Raw genomic sequence first — 24,154 nt, forward strand, 5'->3', positions numbered from 1 at the left:
TTTGGGCTTCAGGACGCCCAACCCTCCCTTCTCCCCTTGTGGAAGAAGGGGGTAGATGTTTTGGCACGCCCCTGTGTGCCATCTCCCGTTTCAGGCAGCAGGACGCCCAGACTCCCCCTTCTCCCCGCGTGGGAGAAGGGGGCAGGGGGGATGAGGGGCAAAAGCGCGCGGGAATGCAGCAAACCGCGCATCGCGCCCAAGAACGCTGCCCTTGAGAGCGCACGCGGGGGGCGGGGGGGTCTTTGAGTAATTATTCCGCTATAGCCCGCGCAGGCGGGCTTCGCCCTGGCTAGCCGAGGGCTTCAGCCCCACGGCCAGCACAGTATAGCGGATTTATTTCTCAATCTTCATCAGCCCGCACTTCAGCCGCGAGCCGGCGAAGTGAGCGAAGCGGTCGGTTGGCAGCATATGTTGGGCGGCTTTGTAAACCTGCCGTGCCCGCTGGCAGATTTTTGGCGGCAAAGCCTGGTAATGTTGCCAGAATGAGAGGGTGGTTTGCGATTTCATGAATGTTCGATGAAGTTCCCCTGTTCGTCGAACATTGGCACTACTTTACCCTCATTGATCTCGACTTCGACTGCTGCCACCAGTGCTGCCAGCTTATGATCGTCGGTTGACGCAAATTTGGACACAACGACCAATCAATCCAAAACACCCTTGCCCACAACACGCCCTTTTTGCATCTCGCAATACTACTGCATTCCATTGTAGCACGACGGCGCCCAAACCTGGACAAACCCCACGCCGCTCACTGTGGATCGACGCCGGATCAACCCACCCATCCACGCCGTCGCGTTCGCGGTGGTGGTGAGAACCTCGCGCATAGGTGGACTCATCGTCTGCAAGGACCCCGCAACACCCCTCATCGGTCAATCTCCTTCCGCCAGGGGATCGCGCCCGGTCCGACCCCTTCGACGCTCCGTGCGGCGATGCATGCGGCGAAATGCGCCGCTTCGAGTGGATCGCCGGTTTCATCCAGGCGCACCAGCAGCGCAGCGGCGAAAACATCACCGGCGCCGGTTGGATCGCGCTCAATCGCCGGGCACGCCTCGATGTGGTGCGGCTGACCATTGAGAAACAGCGTCGCCCCTGCCGCGCCGCGGGTCAGCGCCACCAGCCGGCAGTGGCGCGCATAGGCGCGTGCGCGTTCCTCGTCGAACTGGAGATCTTCGATGCTCATGATCAACGCATCGATCCGCTCGAGCAGACGCGGCGACGGCGTCCAGGGTCGGTACGTAATGCGCGCCGGAAGCGGCGCACGCCAGGCGCGCATCATGCCCTGCGGCGTCATGCCCAGGAGCGCACCAGGGAACGCATCCACCAGTGGTTCGGGAGTCTCCGCCAGGATCGGCGCAAGATGCACAATGCGCGCCGCACGCCAGGCAGGCGGCACGTGCTCGATCGTCAGCACGCTGGAGACGGCGTGCAGCGTCTGCACTCGCCCCTGCGGGGTGTAGCGATTCTCGAACACCGGCGTTTCCATCGTCGGAACGAACGCCACCTCGATACCGCCATCCCAATCGCCGGGGATCGTCGCCTGCGCCGAGACGACACCCACCCGCCGCCCCAACCGATGCGCCGTGAGGGCGGCGTAGAGCGCGGTGCCACCCGGCGCAAACCCGCCATCAGGCAGCAGGTCGCGGGTCATATGCCCGATCAGGAGATAGTCTGGCGTTTGCATGGAAAGAAAAAAAGCGGGAAAGCGCAACCGGCGCTGAAACCGGCGCTCGCTCCCGCTCCTCGCTACCGTGTCACTGTCACGACCGTTTTGCCGGATAGATCACAACCTTGCGGTTCTCCCCCTCGCCACTGCTCTCGGTATACACCGTCGGGTCGGAACGCAGCGCAAGATGAACAATACGTCGCTCATAAGCGCCCATTGGTTCGAGCATCAACGGGCGTCCACTCTGTCGCACCCGTTCCGCCATGCGCCGCGCCAGCCCTTCGAGCGACTCCTGGCGACGCTGACGATAATTCCCCACATCAACAACGATCTGCGGCCATTTTTGCACCCGACGACTGACCAGGAGATTGACCATGAATTGCAGCGACCGCAGCGTCTCGCCGCGCCGCCCGATGAGCAGGCTCATCGCCTCCTCATCGGCGCCCTCGATGTGGAGCGTAATCGTTTCTTCAGGTTCACCGTGCTGATCGGGAACAGTGCTGACGACCGCCGTGACGTAGGCATGGATATCCATGCGTTCAAGAATGTCCTCCAGAATCTGGCGGGCGATCTGATCAACCGGACCGGTTGACGCTCCACGCGACGCTGCCGGCGCCTCATCGGCTTCGTCTTCGACGACGGTCACGCGCACGAGCGCCTCATCGCCATTGCCGCCCGGTTCGAGCACCTCGATAGCCACCTCATCGCGATCTTTGCCAAGTTGCGCCAGGGCGAGACGAATTGCTTCCGCTACTGTGCGTGCGCTGATTTCGATACGTTTCATGGAACCCTCGGTTGGAGTATGGCATCCGCGCGCCAATGCGATCCGACGGATCGAATACTATTTGCGCACTCTCCGGCGTCGCGGCGCCGCCTGTCGCACCTCCGATGGTGCAGCGCTTTCAGTCGATTGCGCTGGTGACTCACCTGCCCCGCTGCGCGGCTCGGTCAGCGGACGGAGAACTTCCCAAAAGTCGACTTTTTGCGCTGGCTCATCTGTCGCAGATGCGCTTCCACTGCCGGTTGAGGACGCTGCCGCCTGCACCGACGGCGGCGGAACAGGCGGAAAGAGACCGCCGTCGGTTGGCAGGAACTTGAGATAATTGGCGAGCGATCCCCAACCAGAAATAACGTACTGCTGAATGATCGACAGGATGCTGCCGACCACCCAGTAGAGCACGGCGCCACTTGGGAAGATGAACCCAATATACCCGAACACAATCGGCAGGATCAGCATCGACTGCATCATCGCCTTCTGTTGCGGATCCTGCACCCGCGGCGTCGCCATCAACTGCACAATGAGTTGAAAGATGACCGACAGGATCGGCAGGATGTAGTACGGGTCGGTCTTCCCCAGGTCGGGCAACCAGAGGAAACTGCCCGCCAGTTGCGGTTGACCGAGGGTTGCACTGGCGACACCCACTGCAATCCCCTGCTCATTGAGCACGCGCAGCATGGCGCTGCCGGCATGTTCGGCGGGCGAGACGCGCGTCAGGTTGATGACTGCCTGATAAACTCCCAGGAAGATAGGCAGTTGCAGCAGCATCGGCAAACACCCGCCGACCGGGTTGACCTTATACTCGCGGTAGAGACGCATGGTCTCTTCCTGGAGTTTCTGGGGATCTTTGCCATACTTGCGCTGCAGCTCCTTCATATGCGGCTGCAGTTCCTGCATTTTGCGCGACGACTGGAGCGACTTAATCGTCAGCGGCAGAATGACGATGCGCGCAACAATCGTGAACAGAATGATGGCAAACCCGGCGCTGCCCGTCCAGCGATAGAAGGTCAGCAGCACCTGCTGAAGGAATTCGACGAATGCAAGCCAGATCGGCATAGCGATGTATCCTTACCACACGCAACTGCACGTAACGTGTGTATTCTAGCGCATTTTTGAAGGTCTGTCAGTAGTGGGCGCGCATGTCATCCCATGTCGGACTGACCGCTATCGGACGCCTGCAACACGCCAGCGCGCTGAAGCGCCTGCTGCACCAGCGCCTGGAGTTGCGGAAAGGCTATCTCTGCAAGCGCGGGTGAGCGTGCGATGAAGACAATATCCCAGCCTGGAACGATCTGCGGATACAGGAGGCGCACCGCTTCACGCACCCGACGACGGATCCGGTTGCGTGTCACTGCGCCCCCCAGTCGTTTGGGCGTCACGAAACCGCAGCGTGACAGGCGACGCCGGTTTGGAGCGGCATTAAGCATCAGCATCCCCGCGTCCCAGGTGCGACCATCGCGGCGTACCCGCTGATACTGTTCCGGCGTGCGAAGGCGATAGGCGCGTTTCATCACAGGCTGTGGGCGAGTGATTTGGAGAGACGGGGTCATACCCGCTGCCCACAGATCGACGGGACTACCGATGCCCGCGACGGATCTGACGACGCTCATCGCTGACAGTCAGGCGGTAGCGCCCCTGCAAGCGGCGGCGGCGGAGCACTGCACGACCATCTTTGGTTGCCATGCGCGCCAGAAAGCCGTGCTTTCGGCGGCGCGGAATGCGTTTGGGTTGCCATGTTCGTTTGGGCATCGGTATCAACCTCACACAATACAACCGCAGTATGCGCATCGATCAGGCATACCGCATTTCCTGTCATACGCTACTGCCGCGCAGCATGCGGCGCAACACTTGACCGGCGCGGCAATGCCGCGCCGGTCCTGGCAATTATACCCGCTCAGGAAATGGCATGTCAAGAATGACTTCGCTGCAAACACGCACCGCTGAGACGCCGAGGGCACAGAGAACTCTCCAAACGAACCATGATGGATGCACGGCGCAGCATGCGGGTGCGTGACTCGCGATGAAAGTCGCCGCTGCAAACGCTGCACCGCAGCGGTGACCTGCCCTTATTTGCAGCGGACTCAAGAATCCTACTCATCATCGAGTTGCTGCAACGTGCGCCGGATGGCATCGCGCTGACGGCGAAGGTGACGATCGTCCATATCATCGTCATCTTCCTGGCGACGACGGCGTTCGTTGCGCCGTGATCCGCCGAACTTCGACATCAAATCCTCGATGGTTGCATTCCCGCTGAAATCGTCTTCATTATCAGCCGAGCGGTATGTTTCAGGCAGGCGTTCCCCAGTGCGCCGCGACTGGCGTTCTTCACGCGGCGGACGCCCTTCCCCACGTGGACGCTCCCCGCGTGGACGCTCCTCACGGGGACGTTCCTCGCGGGGACGCTCCTCGCGGGGACGTTCCTCGCGGGGCGGCAACTCACGCGGCGTATCCTCCAACCGCAGACTCAGGCTGATGCGCTTGCTCTGCGGATCGACGTCGAGCACCCGCACCTGCACCCTGTCGCCAACCTTGACGACATCCTCCACCCGCGCCACGTGCGTGTTCGACAGTTCAGAGATGTGCACCAGACCGTCGCGCCCGACGCCAATATCGACGAACGCACCAAACGGCGCCAGACCGCTGATTGTCCCTTCCAGAATCTGCCCCTTCTCCAGTTGCTGGAGTTTCTGCCCGCGCTGCGCCCGCCGCAGGCTCAGGCTGATCCGCGCGCCGGCTGCATCGACTTCCAGCACCTTGAAGGTGTAGGTCTGCCCGACCTGAACCACATCTTCCGCCTTTTCGACACGCCCTTCCGCCAGCTCCGAGACATGCACCAGACCGTCTTTGCCGACGCCGATATCGACGAACACGCCAAACGGCGCCATCCCGGTCACCGTCCCTTCAACATTGTCACCGACTCGCAGCGCAGCCAGCTTCTCGTAATCGACTTCCGGCTTCTTCTTGCCGCGGCCGCTGCGCGGTTCGGCGCTGCGCTCTTTTGTGCGCATCGTCAGACTGATACGGCGCCCGTCGGGTTCAACACTTTTGACCCGTACTTTGACCGTATCGCCAATCTTGACCAGGTCGCTGGGTGACTCGATCCGCGTATCGCTCATTTCTGAAATATGCACCAGACCGTCTCGCCCGACGCCAATATCCACAAAAATGCCATACAATGCAATAGACGTCACCCGTCCTTCCAGTTCCATACCCGGCGCCAGGTCTTTCACCCGTCGTGGTCGCCCCGGAGTTTCCTCAGCCGGCGCCTGATAACTCGCTTCTTCGGCGGGAGGCGCCGCCGCGCTTGCAGACCCGGCGTCGTCCGTCACCGGCGAGGCGTCAGCGTGATCGGTCTCCTCCCCTTCGCTGCCGTCAGACGATGCGACGCCTTCATCCGCTGCATGCCCCCCGGCGTCACCTGCTGTTTCGGCAGTTGGGGGCGATGACGCGACACCTCCGTCCGCTTTGCGCCCCCCGGCGTCACCTGTCGTTTCGGCGGTCGGGGGCGATGGCGATTCTATTGCTTGCTGCTGAGGAGGCGCTTCTGCCTCAACCACTGCCACGCCTGGTGCAGCAGCCGGCAGATCCCCCGGCAGTTCATTTCGCTCTTCGACGGGGCGCTCCTGATCGGTCATGACCAACCGTCCTCCTGGTTTAGTTGCCTGTACTTTACCTTATCTCAACCACACACTATCGCGCGTGGTCACGTAACTCCGCTCGAACCAGATCGGCGAGACCGCGTTCCTGCACATCTTCGAGCCGGTAGTACCTGCCCTTCAGGTGATGCGCCAGCTGGCGCGCCAGCCCGCGCTCGAAGATCGGATGCTCGGTATCGATCACGACCGCCGGTATCGACTGAGCTGCAATGAAATCGGCGAGCGCATAACTTTCCGCCTGCGGCGGCAGGTCGCCCATCGCTACATTCGCCTGCCCATCGGTCAGCAACACCAGCAGCGGCATCACTTCCGGGTCCTGACGGCGCGCACGCTCCAGCACTTCGTACCCCATCAACAGACCGCGCGAGAGCGGCGTTTTGCCGCCGGTCGGCATCTGCTGCAACCGGCGCTGCGCCAGTTCGACGCTGTTGGTCAGCGGCAGCAGCAGCGTGGCATAATCACGCTGGAACGAGACCAGACCGACCCGGTCGCGCCGCTGATAGGCATCGCGCAACAGTGACAGGACTGCCGCTTTGGTTGCGCGCATCCGCTCTTCCGCCGCCATGCTCCAGCTGGCATCGACCACGAAACAGACCGCGTTGCGCGTCTTCCGCACCCGCACCTTCTGGCGCAGGTCGCTCCGATGGACAATAATGCGTCGTTTGCGCTCCGCAGCGCTGCGCTCCTCCCGCCGACGACGTTGATGTGGCGCCGCCTGGCGCAGGGTTGCATCCAGCGCCAGGTCGGTAATGCGATCCGCCGGACGACTGGTGATGTAGCGTCCCTGCTTGCGTGTTGTACGGGTGCGTGTACGCCTGCCGGGCGACCGGCGCTGCAATCGGTCGCGTGCGCCTTCGATCCTGTGCGGCTGGAACATCGGGTCGTTTGCGAATGTCTTGCCGCCCTGCCCCCTGTCACCGCCACCGGAAGCAGCGTCAGCATCGGTCGATGCAGGCATTGCAGGTGGTGCATCGCTCTCCTCGCCAGACCGACGCTCGCCATCCGGTTGACCGTTGTTCAGGCTGTCAACTTTTTTTTTACGTTCCCGGCGGATGGCGCTTCATCGCCCATCTCGCCCTTCACACGCTCCAGGATCTGCCCGACGCGCGCTTCGTCGAGTTTGACCTCGGTAAACGGTTGGCGGCGCATCCGGTGAGGCAGCGCCAGTTCCGCCGCCAATCGGATATCCTCGACCGTCAGACGGGTGCGCCCCGCCCAGGCAGCGTGCGTGCGTGCCGTTTCAAGGATCGCAAGATCGGCGCGATGTCCATCGACGCCCAATTCGAGCGCCAGCGCCGCCACCGCCGCCATATCGCCGCGCGAGATTGTGACTGCCGGCAGCAGGGCGCGCGCCGCAATGATACGTTGCGCCAGCGCATCTTCTTCATGCTGCCACTGCGTCACAAAGGCGTCGGGGTCGCTCTCATACGCCAGACGACGCTCGATGACCTCCACCCGCCCGGCAATATCGGTCAGCCCGCTGATTTCGACCACCAACCCGAAACGGTCGAGCAGCTGCGGGCGCAATTCCCCCTCTTCGGGGTTCATGGTGCCAACCAGAATGAAGCGCGCCGGATGCGAGACGCTGATGCCCTCGCGTTCGACCGTGTTGACCCCCATTGCAGCAGCATCGAGCAACACATCGACCAGGTGATCATCGAGCAGATTCACTTCGTCCACATACAGCAGCCCGCGATTCGCCTGGGCGAGCAATCCTGGTTCAAAACGGCGCTGCCCTTCGGTCAACGCATGCTCAAGGTCGAGCGAACCGACCACGCGATCTTCCGATGCGGCGACCGGCAACTCAACCAGGCGCGTTGGACGTTCTTCAACCGGCAACTCCTCGCCACGGCGCAATCGCGCACTACACGTCTCACACATCATTGCCGGGCGATCCGGCGGACAACTGTACGGGCAATCGGCAACGACGGTAATGTGCGGCAGGAGGCGGGCAAGCCCGCGCACTGCGGTCGATTTCGCAGTGCCCTTTTCACCACGGATCAGAACGCCGCCGATCCGCGGGTTGATCGCATTCAAGATGAGCGCGCGTTTGAGACGTTCCTGACCGACCAGCGCGCTAAACGGGTAGATTGGACGTTCTGATGGCATTCGATATGCGTATCGCTTGCGCAACACAATGCGCTTGCGGTCGTTATCGACCGAAGCGCGGTGCTTGCGTTTGTTCTTCTAACGAGCGCACGACCAGTGGCGAGTGACGATCTGTTCGTGTACCGGACGCGGTCATTGTCGCACAAACAACCGTAAAAGTCAAACCGTGCCAAACCATCTTTTCACCCTTCTCTTGCGCGCGATGCACCGCGCATGATTGTGGTATAATGCTCATTCAGCGCAGCATCGGCGCTTACGTCGGGCTGCGCATTGCGTGTTTCGATCTCAAACAGTCAGGATCGACGGCATGATGGATGGAAAGAACATCATCTACGGGGAAACCGCGATGGACAAACTGGCGCAGCAGGTGCGCGCCACCGGGCAACCGCAAGACCTGCAAAGCCTGACGGAACGTTATCTTGAGATTCTGCGCGAGCTGGTGCTCGCAGGAGAACAACAGGCATGATCGAGCGTCCGACGTTTACCGGCAACGAAGAGCAGCGATCGCTGGCAGAAGAGATCTTTCACCTGATGACGGCGCAGGGGCGGCTGTTCGCGCTCGATACGCCTATTCATCAGACGTTGCGCAACCTGGCGGATTTTTATGCCCGACAGCGGCAGATCGACCCTGAGGAAGCAGCACGCCTGATCGACGAGGCGCTGCGCGTGAACAGTCAGGTGTTCACGCGCCAGGAAAACAACGGCGATGTCATTTTCATAACGTCACGGCGCGGACGATACGTTCCACCGCAGGTCGATACCGTTCATACGTTCAAGCAACGTCTGCACGAGCCTGAGAATCCGCTTCCTGTGGACGATATCAGCGTCGTGGTGACGACGACGCGCCCTGCGCTGACGACGGTCGAGCCGGTGTTCATCTCTGAGTACTGGCAGCAACAGGCCGGGTTGATCCCGGTGACCGTCGAGGCGCCCGTCGAAACTCCGGCGACCGCCGTCGATGAGACGCCGCCGGTGGAAGAACCGGTCGCATCGGGGCCCGTCGCCGGGGAAGAGCAGGTCACCGCTCCGCCGGTTGTTCCGCCAACCGGGCCTGCCCAGGTCAATACGGTGATCGTCCTGCCCAATGGTCTGCAGATCGATCTGCGCCGTCCGGTCGAAGAGTTGATGGCACAACACGGTCAGACGCTTATGTCGCAATTGCGCGCAGCAATCGAGAATGATCCGCTCCGCCGACTGGTGCTGTTCGGCAATCAGGCCTTCCCCGAAGCGGCGCTGGTGAGTTTCGGCAAAAATGACCTGCGGCGGATCAGCGACTATATCAAGGAGGTGGGTGAGCCGCTCCTCGATACGCAGATCATTGCCGACATCTTCTACCACAATCCGCGCCAGAGCGATTACGAAATCTTCCGCTTCGCGCTCAACTATCGGTTGAGCCGCGAAAAGGATTTCGAGTTCGTCGGTGTGGAAGGCGCGCGCCTCTGGTCGGTGCGGAACCTGCCGGCTATCGGCACCAGGCGCGTCAAGGCGAGCGAGATGGGGCAACTCGCCGGGTATATCGAAGAAGGGTTCGACGATAGCCTGGCGGAACAGAGCGTCGAGGCGATCCGCAAGACCGGGCAGGTCAACCACGTCTTGACATTCTTTGAGTGGGAGTACGGCATCCTGCCGCTGACCCGCGCGCTGTCGGCGCTTCTGCCGCAACCGCTGCTCGCCGATCAACGCAGCGCCGTGTTGCGCTTCGAGCTGCCGCAGCACTATGTGAGTGCGCTGGTCGAACTGCGCTATCCGACAGGGAACCGCGGCGGGTGGTTGCAGGGGCTTGAGACACTGTTCCACGATTACCTGGTTCCCGGCGCGCTGATCACGCTGATGCGCACCGATGATCCACGCACGTTCGCCATTACCTACGAAGAACAGGCGGAAACGCAGGATCGCCTGCTGGTGCTCGACGAAACCAAGAAGACGCCGAAATTCACCTTCGCCAATATCTCGTTCGCCTGCGTCGTCGATACCGATATGCTGGTGAACCAGCAGCAGTACGGGCGTCTGCGCAATCTCAAAGCCTTCCCGATGAATGAACGACGCAAAGCCGACCTGATGCTCGAACATGTCTTCGAGGTGATCGGCACGCCGGTCGGCACGCGCACCGAGCCACAGTATGCAGCGCCCTTCGATGCCCTGTTCGTCGCAATGAATGTCTTGCGCCCGGTGTCGCGCGAGTATCTGACCCACCTCCTGACCGACGGCGACAACTTCACTCCCGATGAGGGTCGTCCGGGATGGTGGCGCTACACGCCGCCGCCGTCGCTGGCGAAGGAAGACGAGGACGACAAGACGGACGAAGAAGATTTCGACGACGAGGAGTGAGAGACGATAACGATGGATCTTGCTGCTCACCTGCGCGCCCTTGCGTCGCGCGAGCATCTTTCGATGCGTGAATTGCGCCCGCTCTCCGGGCTTGGTCCTGACGCCTACGATGCGCTGTGGGAAACATGGCAGCGCATCCCCGTCAGGCGGCGCACCGAAATCGCACATGCGATGGTCGAACTCGCCGAAGACAATATCGACCTCGATTTCACGATGATGTTTCGGTGGCTGCTTGATGATGCCGACCCGGAGGTTCGCGCCAGCGCCGTGGAAGGATTGTGGGAGTGTACGGACGTGCCGGTCATGCGGCGGTTGCTGGCGCTCCTGTGCGATCCCGCCGATCAGGTGCGCGCCGCCGCTGCTATGGCGCTCGGTCGCTTCGCCTATATGGCGGAGATCGATGAACTCGATGAGGAATACGGGCGACAGGTGCACGATGCGTTGCTGACGCTCATTCACGATGCGTCGCAACCGACGGAAGTGCGCCGTCGCGCTATCGAGAGCGCTGGCTATTTTGCCGCCAGCAACGATGTGCAGCGACAGATCGAACTGGCATATGCCAGTAGTGATCAGTTGATGCGCGAAAGTGCGCTGGTTGCCATGGGGCGCTCGATGTTGCCGCGCTGGCTGCCCATCGTCAGCCGTGAACTTGAGAGTCCGTCCCCGGCGCTTCGCTACGAAGCGGCGCGCGCAGCCGGCGAAATGGCGGATATCGCGCGCTCGCTGGTGGCGCGCGTTGTGCGCCTGTGCAGCGATGCGGATACTGAAGTGGCGCTGGCAGCGATCTGGGCGCTCGGCCAGATCGGCGGCGAAACGGCGCGGCGCACCCTGCAACATATCAGCGGCAGCGAAGACGAAGCGCGCAGTCAGGCAGCCGCCGAGGCGCTCGACGAATTGACGCTCGAAGAGGGCTTCTTCGAGAGCGAATGGCGGAACAACTAGAACCAGATGAACACCCGTCCAACCGATCTTGTGAACCGCGTCGATCTGGCACGCTATACGCGGGTGTATCTCTCGCCGCACCTCGATGATGCGGCGCTCTCGTGCGGCGGAACGATTGCTGCGTCGCCAGACCGGGCGCTGGTCATCACGCTGTGCACAGCGCCCCCCTCTGAAACAAACTTCAATGCGGTAGCGGTCGAGTTTCACGCTGAGTGGGGGCTGGCGCCTGATGAGGTGCTGCGCGTTCGGCGGGCGGAGGATGCTGAAGCAATGACCATCCTCGGCGTCGATTATGTCTATGCCGACTGGCTCGACGCTATCTACCGCATGCCCGAGGCGTACCACAGTCGCGCCACCCTCTATCGCCATCCGCTGTCCGACGACCCGTTGCTGCCGCAGGTGCGCGACCTGCTTGCCCTGCTGATCGCGCACGCACCGCAGGCGACGATCTACGTGCCACTTGGCGTCGGTCATCACGTCGACCACCTGGCGGTCTTCGAGAGCGCGGTCGCCTTTCCGCCTGATCGCCTTGCGTTCTACGAAGATATCAACTATGCCCTGTTGCCTGGGGCTGTTGAACAGCGGTTGGCGGAGATCGGACCGACCCTTGTCGCCGAATATCTGGCGTTTGGTGCATCCTCATTCCAGAAGAAAATTGCGGCAATCGCCGCCTATCGCAGCCAGATGGAGGCGCTGTTCGGAGGAACTGTGGCAATGGAAGCGGCAATCGCTGCATACCACGCGATGCTGGCGCAGGAACGCGATGGGTATGCTGAACGCATATGGCGGATTGCGTGATCGAGCGACATCCAGAACGCGTATCCCTAACCGTTGCGATGACGGTTGTCACTCCTGATCCGGCAGCCTGGGATGCTTTCGTGGCGGCGCATCCCGACGGTCATCTGCTGCAATCGTCGCGGTGGGGAGCGCTCAAGGGACGGTTTGGCTGGAAACCGCACCTGCGCGCAGTCGTTGCTGGCGAAACTATTCAGGCTGGCGCGCTGGCGCTGGAAAAACAGCGACTCGCGTTGAGCGCATTGTACGTCCCGCGCGGTCCGCTCTTCAGCGGCGACCCGTCCATCGATGCGCTGCTGCTCGACGATATGATCCGGTTGGGACGGCGTCGCCGCGCGGTCTTCGTGCGCATCGAGCCAAACATCACAGAAGACGACCCGCGCGCCGCTACACTGCATTCCTTCCTGCTAGACCGCGCGCTGCAACCGACGCCTCCCATTCAACCGCGCAGCACCATCCATCTCGACCTGACGCCGGAACCTGAACGTCTCCTGGCGGGAATGAGCAAAGGGCATCGCGCTGACATCAAACGCGCACTGCGCGAAGGGGTCGAGGTGCGCGAAGGCGGCACACCCGCCGATCTCGATGCGTTCTATGCCATCATGCAGGCAACGAGCGCACGCGCCGGGTTTGCCATTCACTCGCCCGCCTACTATGCGGCTGTCCTGGAACTCTTTGGCGATGCAGTGCGTTTATGGCTGGCGGAATATCGCGGTGCACCGGTGGCGACTGCGATGACGGCGGTATGGGGCGCGATGGCGATCTACCTGTACAGCGGTTCAACGACCGACGGGTTACAATGCGGCGCCCAGCATGCCATTCAGTGGCGCGCGATCCAGTGGGCGCGCGCGCGCGGCGCCGCACGGTACGACTTCTGGGGCATCCCCGACGCTATCGGGCAGGCTGCTGGAACTGCCGATCCAGCCGCGCGCGCGCGCCTCGACGCAGCAGCGCAGCACGACCCATTGTACGGCGTCTATCGCTTCAAAAAGGGATTTGGCGGCATCACAACCCGCTATCTGCCAGCATACGATCAGGTGGGCATGCCGCTGCTGTACGCACTCTGGCGACGGCATGCCATAGGGTAAGGACGATGGAACCGGACGAGAACCTGACACTCGATGAGGCGCGCCGCCTGATTGCCTACCTGCAATCCGAACTGGAACGACAGCGCGCCCTGAACGCTGAGATGCGTCGCGCCGTCGCCGATATGGCGCGTGCGTTCCAGGAATCGCTGGCACGCTCGCACCAGGCGGCGATGGATGGCGACCTGGAACGGGTACGGCAGATCGTCATCGAAAACCGGCGCGTATGGCAGGACTGGTTACGTCAGATCATCGAAGCGGCGGGGAGGAAGCAATGATACGGGCAGTCATTTTCGATATGGGTGGAACACTGCTGCAATACCCGCGCCCTGGAAACGGCGCCTGGCGCGAGTTCGAGGAACGCGGCATTCGCGGACTGTACCGCTACCTGGTAGCGCAGGGACATCCAATCGCCGACGGAGAAGAAGCGTTCGTGGCGCGTATGTTCGAGCGCCTGGCGCAGGGATGGGAACAGGCGACCGGCGGACATATCAACCTGCGCGCGGTTGACTGGATTGCGGCCGGAGCGGCCGATCACGACCTGGATCTTCCGGAGAGCACACTGATCGAGGCAGTCCACCACTATGCCCGCCCCTTACGCGATGGCGTCTCCGCTATGCCCGGGGCGGCAATGGCGCTGGCGGAGTTGCGCGCGCGCGGCATTCATACCGGTCTGATCTCCAACACCATCTGGCCCGGCGACCTGCACCGCGAAGACCTGATGGCGCTGGGGCTGTGGTCATCCATCGAGTACGCCGTTTTTTCGGGCGACCTGGGCATCTGGAAGCCCCGCCCCCAGATTTTCCTCCATGTCCTCGAACATTTCGGCGTCAGTCCGGCAGAAGCCATCTTCGTCGGCGATAGCCCCAAAGAAGACATTCGCGGCGCACAACAGGCAGGTATGCGCGCCTTCTGGGTGCGCAGTCCCGAATTTCCGCTCCCGCCAGACATTCATCCTGATGCCATTATCGAAAACCCCGGCGAAATCGTGCCGCTACTCGAAGCCTCTGGTCAACTTCCGCCGCGCTCGAGCGTTTCTCGTAAAGGTTGATTCGATGCCAGACGCACCGGAAGCCACAGTTGACAAAAAAGCTGCGGGCGTCAGCGATGGTGATGCTGGACAACGAGACGCTCACAACCTCGTCCAGTTCCTCGACGCTGCGCGCTCCGGCTTTGCGCCAGCCACGCTTCAACCTGGCGAAAGCCGGTTCAATCGGCGGGAAGGCCGGCGAATAGCCTGGCAGAAAACGGAGCGTGCAGACGCAGGCCCGTGATCGGTTGCTCCACCCGCTTGCTGTGATGAGCGCTCAGGTTGTCTATGATCACGATATGACCAGGGCGCAGGATCGGCGCCAGGACGTGCTCGCCAGTCAACGCCGGGCTGGTTTCCCATTGGAAAGAATGGCTGCGCACATTTGTGGTTGATGAATTCAGATTATTCTCGTGAACTCATCTCACCTGATGCGCCGCCGTCGGCGCAAGTGACCGTTCGCGCACCAGGAATGCCCAGCCCAGCGGTTCGAGCGCGATGCTGCCGTCGTCGTTTTGGGTGAATACTGCGCGTTCGAAAACCTGACGCATACGCCGTCGTTCACCGGCGGCGGCAAACTCGTCGCTGATCGGGAAGCCAAAGGTCTGCAATCCGCCGTTGCGTTCCCAGAAGGCGGCGAATGATCCACGGATGGCGTGGGGCGTTTCTGCGAAACGACGACATCCAGGCGGAGCGCAGTCGTCGGTTGGCGCTGCGCCGCCCGGCGGCGTCCAGGTACGTCCAAGCGGCGCCACCTGCACCAGGTAGGGCGTGTCCGCCTGATCGGGGTGGAGTTCCAGTACCGCACGCTCGAAGACCTGGCGCGTGATGCCCCCCTCGACAACCGCTGGCGCCAGCGGCGCGCCGAACAGATCGTTCCCGCCATGCATCTTCCAGTAACGCCAGAGGAGCGCCGGTACAACCACCTCGTTTTCGCGCCGGTCTTCCGGGGCTGGCAGGAGTTCCTCTGCGGCTGCCAGCACTGCCCGGATGCCTGCCAGATTTTCGTCGAACTCCGGTTCGTCGCCGGTGACCAGTTCGGGGACGATCGCGGCAATCCCCAGACTCGCCGCCCAATCGTGCATGCCGCCGGTAATGGTGTATGCGTCCCAGAAGCGCGTGTAGCGATAGCCTGCGCCGGTCGCATACGTCTGCGCCAGTTCTATCGATGGCGCGTGTTCACAGAAAGCGGGGAAAACGTTGCCAGCGGCAGAGTGCAGGAACATAGCACCCCAGGCATCGAGCAGGAAACTGCGCAGCACCCGACTTTCGACCTCTGAGTCGGGGTATGGTCCGCCGGTGTCGGAAATGATGCCGTATGCGCCGAACACCCTGGTGCGCCAGTCATTTTCGGGGCAAACGTCAAGGTTGGTATTCATGTTGCGGTTGAGATCGATGCCGCGTGCGTTGAAGCGTGTGCCAAGCGCCAGTCCATCGGGGTTGATCGTGGGGATGATATAGAGGCGCACGGCGGATGGAACCTCGTGCGGATTGGCGCGAAAATGGTCGGCGAGCATGGCAGCCAGGGTGTAGGTGTTGGCTTCTGGGGCGCCGTGGGTGTTGCCGACAATCACCAGTTTCATCGGTCCGTCGCCGATGCGCAGCGCGGTGATCGGGCGCCCCTGGGTGGAGAGACCAATCGTGAGGTCCTGCACGGTCGATTGGCGTGAGGGTGCAGCATGGAGCGGCGCTGCGAGGAGTAGAAACAGGATCAGGAGGATCAGGGGTTGAAGGTTGAAGGTTATAAGGTTGAAGGTTGAAGGTGGTTTTGTATTTGCGCTTTTGCGCCTGCTACCTTCGCACTTGCCACCTTCGCACCTGCCTCCTTTCACGTTTGCATCTTGCTGCGCTGCTCGGAAGAAGCGCCTGAAACCCTGGACGCCCTGGCGCCTGCCGCCTTTCACCTTTGCACCTCGCTGCATGCTCACGCCTGTGGCGGTGCAGGCATCCGGCGATGTGCACCTGCCGCCTTTCACCTTTGCACCTTGCCGCCTTCGCACCTGCTATCCTACCACAGAGCCGCAGAAGACACAGAGAGATGCGCGATTGCATCTTCACGTTTGTAACGTTTCTTTCCGCGAGACTTTTGAGGATGCGCTGCGTTTATAGCAGTTCTCATAGAGATTAAACCTCCTCGGACAAACGCAGTCACGCTCACGCTCCCAGTGCGGCGACCGCCTTGCGTGGCGGTCGGAAAGAAGCCATCCGCAATCGTCCGTCGTCAGGCGCGCGACTCCGCTCGTGCGGGCTCAAGCCCTCCCTGAGCGCACGGAAGCCCCTGCGGGGCTGGCGTATCCGTCACCCTTCCCTCTGCCGGGGGGCGCCGGGTTGATCCAGCCCGCAGGGCTTGCCTGACCTCAGATAGGGCTTATGGTCTTTGAACAATTACTCCGGTATAGCCCGCGCAGGCGGGCTTTGCCCTGGTTAGCCGAGGGCTTCAGCCCCACGGCTAGCGCGGTATAGCGGAATAAATTCTCAATCTCCATCAGCCCGTCAGAGATGCATGGCGATGGAACGCTCCAGCCAGGCAAGGGTCAGCGTGTCTGAGAACTGCTATAATTTCATCAGGCGCTGCGGTTGCGCTGACGCTGAGAAGCCCAACGCGCCTGTGGGTGGTCGGGTTGCACGGCTGCATACCGCGGACGCGCCCGTGGGTGCGCGGTCCACGTGTCTCTCCCACCTGCGACTTTCAACCTTCCCACTCTTCTCACCTCACCCAAACAGCGCCTCGACATCTTCGCGTGTGAGCGCTTTGAGCATGCTGGCGTCCGCAGTGATGAGTTGTTCAACAAGTTCACGTTTGCGATTCTGGAGATGCAGAATCTTCTCTTCAACCGAGTCGCGGGTCACGAGTTTATAGACAAAGACCGGTTTTTCCTGACCGATGCGGTGGGTGCGGTCGGTTGCCTGCATCTCGACTGCCGGGTTCCACCAGGGATCGACGTGGATGACATAATCGGCAGCGGTCAGATTCAGCCCGACGCCGCCAGCTTTCAGGCTGATCAGAAAGAAAGGGAGGGTTTCATCGCTCTGGAAGCGGTCGACCTCCTGCTGACGCTGGCGGGTCTGCCCGTCGAGATAGGCATACGGAATGCGGCGTGCGTCGAGCGCCTCGCGGATGAGGGTGAGCATCTGAACGAACTGGGAGAAGACCAGCGCCTTGCGCCCTTCGGCAGCCAGCGTTTCGAGCGTTTCGATGAGCAGTTCGAACTTGCCCGACGATCCGCGAAAATCTGGCTCGATGAGGCGGGGATGGTTGCAGATCTGGCGCAGGCGCAGCAATCCTTCGAGCACCTGCATGCGAGCGTTGTCGATCCCGGCGTTATCGATCAGCCCCAGCAGCAGTGCGCGATAGTAGTCGCGCTGTTTGATGTACAGGCGGCGCTGCGCCGGTTCCATCTCGACTTCGATCACCCGTTCGCTGCGCGGCGGCAATTCCGGCGCCACCTGGTCTTTCGTGCGGCGCAGAATAAACGGGTAGACCAGTTTGCGCAGGAACTGGGCGGCATCGGCGCTCTGCTTCTTTTCGATGGGAGTCACGAACGTTTCACGAAAATAATCCAGGTTGCCGAGCAGTCCGGGATTGAGAAAGGCGAACTGGCTCCAGAGTTCGAGCGTCGAGTTTTCGACCGGGGTGCCGGTGAGCGCCAGGCGGCGTTGGGCGTTCAGCAGGCGCGCCGCTTTTGCAGTTTCCGCCAGCGGATTCTTGATCGCCTGCGATTCGTCGAGGATGACGTAGCGAAAGCGATAACGACGCAGCAGTTCGATGTCGCGCAGCATCGTGCCGTAGGTCGTCAACACCAGGTCGTACCTGTCGAACTGCGCCGGGTTGAGGGACCGCACGGCGCTGTGATGGACGGCAACGCGCAGATCGGGCGTGAAGGTCGCAGCTTCACGTTCCCAGTTGAACAGCAGCGAGCGCGGCATAACGATCAGACTGGCAGGACCGTCGGGATCGCGCTCTTCGAGCGATTGCAGGAACGCCAGGGTGCAGACCGTCTTGCCGGTGCCCATGTCGTCCGCCAGGCATCCGCCAAAGCCGTATTCGTTGAGGAAGTGGAGCCAGTTGTACGCTGCGCGCTGGTAATGACGCAGTTCGCCGCGGAATCCGCGCGGCAGCGGTTGATCCTGGATGCGCTCAAAGGATCGCAGGCGCTCCCGCTGGCGCTCAAACTCCTCATCGGTCTGGACATGGTCGGATTCGGCGAGGAGTTGGTCGAGCAATGTCAGGTGCCCTCTGGTCAGGCGGACACCCGTTTCGGTATCTTCCCCCAGTTCAAACAGGTGACGGTAGCGTTCGATCCACTCATCGGGAATGACGCCGATCGCGCCATCCGCCAGGCGCACATAGTTCTGGCGGCGGCGAATGGCGCGGCGCACCTCTTTGAGCGACGCTTCGAGATCGCCAAAGCGAACCACCGCTTCCAGGTCGAACCAGTCGATGCCGGAACTAACACGGAACGAGATCTGCGGTTGGTTGCGGTTGACCCGCGCCGCTTTGATCTGATCCTCGCCAAAGACCTCTACACCCTGCCGGGTGAGCATCGGAATGCGATGGATCAGAAAATCGAGCGGATGCACCGCCTTGCGCAGTTCGAACCGACCGATCTCTGCGCCTTTCTTCAAACCATATGTCGGACTGCCGATGTCGCGCAGCAATGCGGCTTCTTCTTCAGGGCGGCGCCGGATGCGTATCAGGGTGAACGTGTTTGCCTGCCGGCGAACGACATACGGCGGCGGGTTCACTTCAGCCGGTACTTCGAACTCGCCGTAGGCAAAGCGCAGGTCTGCCAGAAGCGCGCCGTTCGTTTCGCTCAGATACAGGCGCGGGGTTGGCGAGACATCGATCTCTTCCCAGCGCAACAGATCGCCACAGAGCGTCATCCGCTCAGCCAGCGGCAGCAGATACTGATCGAAGAACTCGTCCTGCTCATGCGCAGGGATCGTCAGGTCGGGGTGATTGATAAGCAGAGCGGCGACGCCGTGAGGGTCGCTCACCGGGATCAATCGGTCATCCACTATCAGCCAGAGCGGACTGTTGCTGAATACATAGGTTGTGCGCGGATCGAGCGGGATCGATTCACCGGCGACGTTCAGGTGCAGTCGCATACGGATCGCATCCCGGTCGTTCTGCTCGATCCGGAGTTCGACCGACGCCGGATCGGTCATGATGCGGATGCGATGTTGCAACGGATCGCCCTCATCGCCAAGGTACGCCAGTTGCCCCGCAAGGAGCAGTAACAGCGGATCGTACACTGCACCTGACTCATCATCGCTGGTATAGTGGTACAGGAACCCTTCAGCAGTGGCGAGCGCCATATTGACGGCGATAATCGTCTCGAAGGATGCGTGGGGATACGTCTGCCGGGAGATGCGTGAGCGGATCAGGCGCGCCTCGTGCGACAGGTTCAGCGCAGCAATGGCAGCGGCGAGTTCTTCCTGATCACCCAGGGCTTCCGGTGGCAGGCGCCGCAGCGGGATCGCATATGGAACGATTGTCCAGGCGGTCGAAGCGTATTGCAGACTGAAGACGATGCATGCTGGCTGCGCAGTCGGCTTGCGTTGGGGTTGCGCTCTGACCGCCTCGCCGATCACGGCGCGCCAGATGCTGGGGGGATGGGCTATCAGGTAATCACGGAGCGCCAGAATCGCAGCGACGCGATGACGGCAGAACGTCCAGTAATGCCGCTGCGGGCAGGTGCAACTGACGAAGATCTGGCGGTTGTGCAGACGAAGAACGACCTGATGCGCCACTCCCGGCGATTCGAAGACATTGATCAGCGCGCTATCGGTATCGACGCGCTCGACTTCCACCTGCCCTCGTTCGTAATAACGCCGACCCTGTTGAACAACCGTTTGTGAGGTCGATAGCAGAATGTGATCGATGTCCAATATGTCAGCCGAGAGAATATTCCACATATGTGCATATCTAGTATCGATACATGCTATTCCGCACCGGCGCCCGGTTCGTCGTGTTCCTGAGGCGCCTGTTGCCGGGAGCGCAGGATTTCTGTGAAGACGGGTGCATTGTGAGGATTATACCATGCGCTTTTGGTATAATGGGGGAATAGTTGAACCAGACAGTCGCCTGACAGGAGCACGCTATGAGTACACGTTCGCAGCGCGGTCGAGCGGTTCAGACAAAGAAGAGCGGCGGCGCTTCCCGCGCACTCTATCTGGTGATGGGCGCTGCTGTGCTGCTGGTCATTGCAGTTGCCGCAACGATTGCGCTGCAAAACCGGCAGTCCGCCGCTACTGCCACACCGGGGCGCGACCCCGCGCGACCGGCAACCGGAGTTGCGACAGGGGTCGGCGCCGATGGTTTCTTCTTCAAAGGGAATGCCGATGCGCCGGTAACCGTCACCGAGTTTTCGGATTATCAGTGTCCTGGATGCGCCTACTACGCGACGATACTGGCGGCGCAGTTTGAGCAGGAGTACGTTGCGACCGGCAAGGTCCGGTTTGTCTACCACGAGTACCCCTTGAACGGGCATATCAACGGCGTGCCGGCTGCAATCGCCGCGCGTTGTGCAGGTGAACAGGGGGCGGATAACTACTGGGCGATGCACGACTATCTCTTCACCAACCAGCGTCAGTGGAGCGGTCAACCCAATCCGCAGGCGCAGTTCGTCGCCTATGCGCGGCAGATCGGTCTCGATACTGCTGCCTTCGAGCGTTGCTACACCAGCAACCGCTTCCGTGATGCGATCAATCAGGCGAAGGCATCCGGCGATGCGCTGCGCATCCCTGGCACTCCGTCGTTTGCCGTGAATGGGCAACTGGTCGATACGACCGGTGCGAGCAGTGTGGAGGAGATCTACGTGCGTATGCGCCAGGCGGTGGATCGAGCGCTTGCGGGGCAGTAGGGTCATTGCAGGGGTGGGTTTTTTTGGAAAACTCCTGTGCGTCATCTCCTGTTTCAGGCATCAGGATGCCCAAACTCCCCCTTCTCCCACAAGGGGAGAAGGGGGTTGGGGGGATGAGAGGCAAAGGCACGCGAGAATGCAGAGAATCTCTCATCTCTCCTGAGAAATCTACCCTTGAGAGGGAGAGAAAGCCGGGGAGATTGCACACGGCGCCGGGTGGTCGTGTGCAGCCAGCGCTGGCTGAATTTGGAAGCCTGAGCATGCTCGTACCTTTCTCCGTGTCACCTGCAGCGTGATTGCCCTGTGCGCCGCCGGGTTGTTCGAGCAGGCACTCATTGACAGCCCTTTGCCGCATGGCTATAATGCCACAGTCTGACGCGCCTGCTGCGTCGATGCGGATATTCGTCCTGCATCATCATAGATTATCGTTGCACGAATAAAGAGAGATGGCGTCGTGCGTAGTCGAGATATTTACTCGTTGATCTTCATTCTGCTGATTGCTGGCATTGCGCTGTCAATCGTCTTCGCCCCGGAAGGGCGCTGGTTGTTCAACCGCGACGTCAGCGTTCGCCTGGGGCTGGACTTGCGTGGCGGCATCCAGGTGCTGCTGCGCGCTGCAGAGCCGGTTGAACGCAGCGTGATGCAAACAGCAGCTGGTGTCATCGAGCGCCGTATCAACGGTTTAGGGGTTGCCGAGTCGGTGGTTCAGCTGTCGGGGAATGACCGGATCATCGTCGAGATACCCGGTATTGATAACCCCGAACAGGCGATTGAAACCCTGCGCGGCACCGGTAAACTGGAGTTCATCGACACCAAAGGCGAGTTTCTGGCGCCAGGCACGATTGTGCGCACAACCGGCAGCCCCAATCCGGTTGCGCTGCGTCCTACCGCCACGGTGACCGGCACAGAGGAGATAACGCCGACCGTGCCGGAGGGTCCGATCTACGAGAGCATTACCGACGGCAAAGATCTGGATCTGAACGCGGTGCAACCGCCGCAGATCGCCGGTCAGAGTCTGACGAACCAGTTTGCTGTGCCGTTCGCCTTTACCGGAGAATCGGCGCGTCGTCTGGAGCAGTTCACCGCCGCCAACATTCAGCGCCCGATGTGTATCGTGCTCGACAATCAGGTCTTCAGTTGTCCGGTTGTTCAGGCGGCGCTGATCGGCGGGCGCGGCGAAATTACGACCAGCACGCGCCAGGACGCAGAGCAGATCTACACCCAGCTCAAGTATGGCGCACTGCCAGTTCCGTTGCAGGTCGAATCGAGCCGGACGGTCTCGGCGTCGCTTGGGCAGGGGTCGGTCGATGCCAGCATTGTGGCGGGTCTGGTCGGGTTGCTCACAGTGGCGTTGTTCATGATCCTGTTCTATCGCCTGCCCGGTTTTCTGGCGACTGTGGCGCTTCTGCTCTATACGGTGATCAGTTTTGCGCTGTATCAGTTGATCCCGGTGACGCTGACGCTACCAGGTATTGCCGGTTTCATTCTGTCGATCGGGGTGGCGGTTGATGCGAATGTGCTCATTTTTGCGCGACTGAAAGAAGAGTTGCGGCACGGCAGATCGCTGAATGCGTCGATTGACGCTGCTTTCGTGGAAGCATGGCCCGCCATCCGCGACTCGAGCGTGGCAACGTTGATCACCTGCACCATCCTGTTCATGTTCGGCAATACCTTTGGCGTGAGCCTGATCAAGGGGTTCGCGCTGACGCTTGGGCTTGGCATTTTGCTGAGCCTGTTTACAGCGATGGTCGTTACGCGCACATTCCTGCATGTGATCAACCCATTGCCGTTTGCGCAGAACCCCTGGCTGTACGAACTGAGGGATGCGCCGGGGATGCGTCACGCGCGCGAGGCGGCATAATCAAGAGAAACGTATGGATAAACTCGTCAAACTCCGCTACTGGTGGTTTGCGCTCTCGCTGGTGATTATTATTCCTGGATTGGTGTCGCTGGCGATCTTCGGGTTGCGCCTGGGCATCGATTTCAGTGGAGGCGCGTTATGGGATATCCAGTTCGTCGAACGCGCGCCGGGTCAACTCGATACTGAGCGGATTCGCGCCATCTTTGCAGCGCAAGGGTTCGAGGGCGCCCTGGTGCAGTTGACCGAGTCGCAGGTTGATGGGCGTACGGTCGCCAGCGCTGTGGTGCGCACCCGTTCGCTGAGCGAAACCGATCCGGAAACGCAGCGGCAGCGCGTGCTCAGTGCGCTCAGCGCAGAGTATGGGACGGTCAATCAGCAGGCGCTGCAATCTGTCGGTGCTACGGTGAGCGCCGAATCGACCCGCAGTGCAGTGATTGCGGTGATCGCAGCGTGTGTGGCGATTCTGGTCTATCTGACGCTGGCTTTCCGCCGCGCGCCGCATCCGGTGCGTTATGGCATCTGCGCCATCCTGGCGATGATCCACGATGTGCTGCTGGTGCTGGGTGTTGCGTCGATCCTGGGGGTGGTGATCGGCATGGAGGTGGATGCGCTGTTTCTGACGGCGCTCCTGACGGTGATCAGTTTCTCGGTGCACGACACGATCGTGGTGTTTGACCGCATCCGCGAGAATCTGGTAAATCGCCGCCCAACCGAAACCTTCGACGATATTGTCAATCACAGTATTGTTCAAACACTGCCGCGTTCGGTCAATACGCAGTTGACGACATTCTTTACACTGATGGCGCTGATCCTCTTTGGTGGCGAGTCGATCCGCAATCTGGTGCTGATCCTGCTGATCGGGCTGGTCAGTGGCACCTACTCGTCGATCTTCAACGCGGCGCAGTTGCTTGTGGTGTGGGAGAACCGCGAGTGGAGCCGCTGGTTCCGCCGGAGCGCTCCGCCAGGCGCGGAAGCGCCAGCGGCGTAGCTGCTGTGCCGCTTCGCATTCCGGTTGATCTCTGCCCTCTCGCGGCGAACGAT

At 61.3% G+C, this 24,154-nt stretch carries 24 protein-coding genes; 11 read left to right on the plus strand and 13 right to left on the minus strand.

Translation table 11 applies throughout. The annotated features are described in order from the left end of the window. Window positions 1-333: 333 nt before the first annotated feature. From ROSERS_RS26255 to ROSERS_RS27000, 11 genes are all read right to left on the minus strand, one after another. Complete coding sequence (locus tag ROSERS_RS26255) at window positions 334-507, minus strand: hypothetical protein (RefSeq protein WP_157041171.1); 174 nt, start codon at window positions 505-507, stop codon at window positions 334-336. Next, entirely contained in the window at window positions 504-632 is a 129-nt protein-coding gene (locus tag ROSERS_RS27205; protein ID WP_269626445.1) for a hypothetical protein, read from the minus strand. Before ROSERS_RS27205 ends, ROSERS_RS26255 begins: the two co-directional genes overlap by 4 nt. A gap of 60 nt (window positions 633-692) precedes the next feature. Continuing rightward, window positions 693-824, minus strand: a complete 132-nt coding sequence (locus ROSERS_RS27210; protein WP_269626447.1) for a hypothetical protein — start codon at window positions 822-824, stop codon at window positions 693-695. A 38-nt stretch (window positions 825-862) separates the two neighbouring features. After that, window positions 863-1,681, minus strand: coding sequence for a PfkB family carbohydrate kinase (locus tag ROSERS_RS20415; RefSeq protein ID WP_011958653.1), 819 nt, complete (start codon window positions 1,679-1,681; stop codon window positions 863-865). Window positions 1,682-1,757: 76 nt separating this feature from the next. Continuing rightward, window positions 1,758-2,447, minus strand: coding sequence for an RNA-binding cell elongation regulator Jag/EloR (jag, locus tag ROSERS_RS20420; RefSeq protein ID WP_011958654.1), 690 nt, complete (start codon window positions 2,445-2,447; stop codon window positions 1,758-1,760). A gap of 57 nt (window positions 2,448-2,504) precedes the next feature. Beyond that, a complete protein-coding gene (locus tag ROSERS_RS20425) occupies window positions 2,505-3,497 on the minus strand; it encodes a YidC/Oxa1 family membrane protein insertase (RefSeq protein ID WP_011958655.1) in 993 nt (330 codons plus the stop codon). Between the two features lie 86 nt (window positions 3,498-3,583). Next, window positions 3,584-3,991, minus strand: coding sequence for a ribonuclease P protein component (gene rnpA, locus ROSERS_RS20430; protein WP_232282691.1), 408 nt, complete (start codon window positions 3,989-3,991; stop codon window positions 3,584-3,586). Window positions 3,992-4,016: 25 nt separating this feature from the next. Next, a complete protein-coding gene (gene rpmH / locus ROSERS_RS20435; protein WP_011958657.1) occupies window positions 4,017-4,190 on the minus strand; it encodes a 50S ribosomal protein L34 in 174 nt (57 codons plus the stop codon). A gap of 341 nt (window positions 4,191-4,531) precedes the next feature. Beyond that, window positions 4,532-6,076 (minus strand): S1 RNA-binding domain-containing protein, encoded by a 1,545-nt coding sequence (locus tag ROSERS_RS20440; protein ID WP_011958658.1) that lies wholly within the window; start codon window positions 6,074-6,076, stop codon window positions 4,532-4,534. A 55-nt stretch (window positions 6,077-6,131) separates the two neighbouring features. Then, a complete protein-coding gene (locus ROSERS_RS26995) occupies window positions 6,132-7,055 on the minus strand; it encodes a vWA domain-containing protein (RefSeq protein ID WP_232282692.1) in 924 nt (307 codons plus the stop codon). Window positions 7,056-7,114: 59 nt separating this feature from the next. After that, a complete protein-coding gene (locus ROSERS_RS27000) occupies window positions 7,115-8,206 on the minus strand; it encodes an ATP-binding protein (RefSeq protein ID WP_232282693.1) in 1,092 nt (363 codons plus the stop codon). Between the two features lie 307 nt (window positions 8,207-8,513). On the opposite strand from ROSERS_RS27000, the gene ROSERS_RS25605 reads away from it, so the two are divergent. The 8 genes from ROSERS_RS25605 to ROSERS_RS27445 are packed head-to-tail and all read left to right on the plus strand — an operon-like array spanning window position 8,514 to window position 14,592. Continuing rightward, window positions 8,514-8,672 (plus strand): hypothetical protein, encoded by a 159-nt coding sequence (locus tag ROSERS_RS25605; RefSeq protein WP_011958659.1) that lies wholly within the window; start codon window positions 8,514-8,516, stop codon window positions 8,670-8,672. Further along, window positions 8,669-10,534: a hypothetical protein gene (locus ROSERS_RS20450; protein WP_011958660.1), complete on the plus strand. Its 1,866-nt coding sequence runs from the start codon at window positions 8,669-8,671 to the stop codon at window positions 10,532-10,534. The genes ROSERS_RS25605 and ROSERS_RS20450 overlap by 4 nt, the downstream gene beginning before the upstream one ends. Before the next feature lie 12 nt (window positions 10,535-10,546). Next, window positions 10,547-11,476 carry a HEAT repeat domain-containing protein gene (locus ROSERS_RS20455; protein ID WP_011958661.1) on the plus strand — a complete coding sequence of 310 codons (930 nt, stop codon included), beginning with the start codon at window positions 10,547-10,549 and terminating at the stop codon, window positions 11,474-11,476. Between the two features lie 6 nt (window positions 11,477-11,482). Next, a complete protein-coding gene (locus ROSERS_RS20460; RefSeq protein ID WP_011958662.1) occupies window positions 11,483-12,274 on the plus strand; it encodes a PIG-L deacetylase family protein in 792 nt (263 codons plus the stop codon). Beyond that, on the plus strand, window positions 12,259-13,359 hold the full coding sequence (locus ROSERS_RS20465) for a lipid II:glycine glycyltransferase FemX (RefSeq protein ID WP_011958663.1): 1,101 nt from the start codon (window positions 12,259-12,261) through the stop codon (window positions 13,357-13,359). The genes ROSERS_RS20460 and ROSERS_RS20465 overlap by 16 nt, the downstream gene beginning before the upstream one ends. 5 nt (window positions 13,360-13,364) lie before the next feature. Further along, window positions 13,365-13,634, plus strand: a complete 270-nt coding sequence (locus ROSERS_RS20470) for a DUF2203 family protein (RefSeq protein WP_011958664.1) — start codon at window positions 13,365-13,367, stop codon at window positions 13,632-13,634. Beyond that, window positions 13,631-14,407 carry an HAD family hydrolase gene (locus ROSERS_RS20475; protein ID WP_011958665.1) on the plus strand — a complete coding sequence of 259 codons (777 nt, stop codon included), beginning with the start codon at window positions 13,631-13,633 and terminating at the stop codon, window positions 14,405-14,407. Before ROSERS_RS20470 ends, ROSERS_RS20475 begins: the two co-directional genes overlap by 4 nt. A gap of 29 nt (window positions 14,408-14,436) precedes the next feature. Then, window positions 14,437-14,592, plus strand: a complete 156-nt coding sequence (locus ROSERS_RS27445; RefSeq protein ID WP_157041172.1) for a hypothetical protein — start codon at window positions 14,437-14,439, stop codon at window positions 14,590-14,592. 213 nt (window positions 14,593-14,805) lie between these two features. Here the strand turns inward: ROSERS_RS27445 and ROSERS_RS20480 are convergent, their stop codons facing one another. Continuing rightward, window positions 14,806-16,041, minus strand: a complete 1,236-nt coding sequence (locus ROSERS_RS20480; RefSeq protein ID WP_232282694.1) for a M14 family metallopeptidase — start codon at window positions 16,039-16,041, stop codon at window positions 14,806-14,808. Between the two features lie 1,057 nt (window positions 16,042-17,098). Next, entirely contained in the window at window positions 17,099-20,305 is a 3,207-nt protein-coding gene (locus ROSERS_RS20485) for a DEAD/DEAH box helicase (protein WP_011958667.1), read from the minus strand. 185 nt (window positions 20,306-20,490) lie between these two features. Between ROSERS_RS20485 and ROSERS_RS20490 the strand changes: the two genes are divergently transcribed. From ROSERS_RS20490 to secF, 3 genes are all read left to right on the plus strand, one after another. Next, window positions 20,491-21,252, plus strand: coding sequence for a DsbA family protein (locus ROSERS_RS20490; RefSeq protein ID WP_011958668.1), 762 nt, complete (start codon window positions 20,491-20,493; stop codon window positions 21,250-21,252). Window positions 21,253-21,706: 454 nt separating this feature from the next. After that, complete coding sequence (gene secD / locus ROSERS_RS20495; RefSeq protein WP_011958669.1) at window positions 21,707-23,113, plus strand: protein translocase subunit SecD; 1,407 nt, start codon at window positions 21,707-21,709, stop codon at window positions 23,111-23,113. 13 nt (window positions 23,114-23,126) lie between these two features. Continuing rightward, a complete protein-coding gene (secF, locus tag ROSERS_RS20500) occupies window positions 23,127-24,101 on the plus strand; it encodes a protein translocase subunit SecF (RefSeq protein WP_011958670.1) in 975 nt (324 codons plus the stop codon). The last annotated feature ends 53 nt before the right edge of the window (window positions 24,102-24,154 follow it).

Origin of the sequence: Roseiflexus sp. RS-1 (assembly GCF_000016665.1) — a bacterium.
Lineage (GTDB): Bacteria > Chloroflexota > Chloroflexia > Chloroflexales > Roseiflexaceae > Roseiflexus.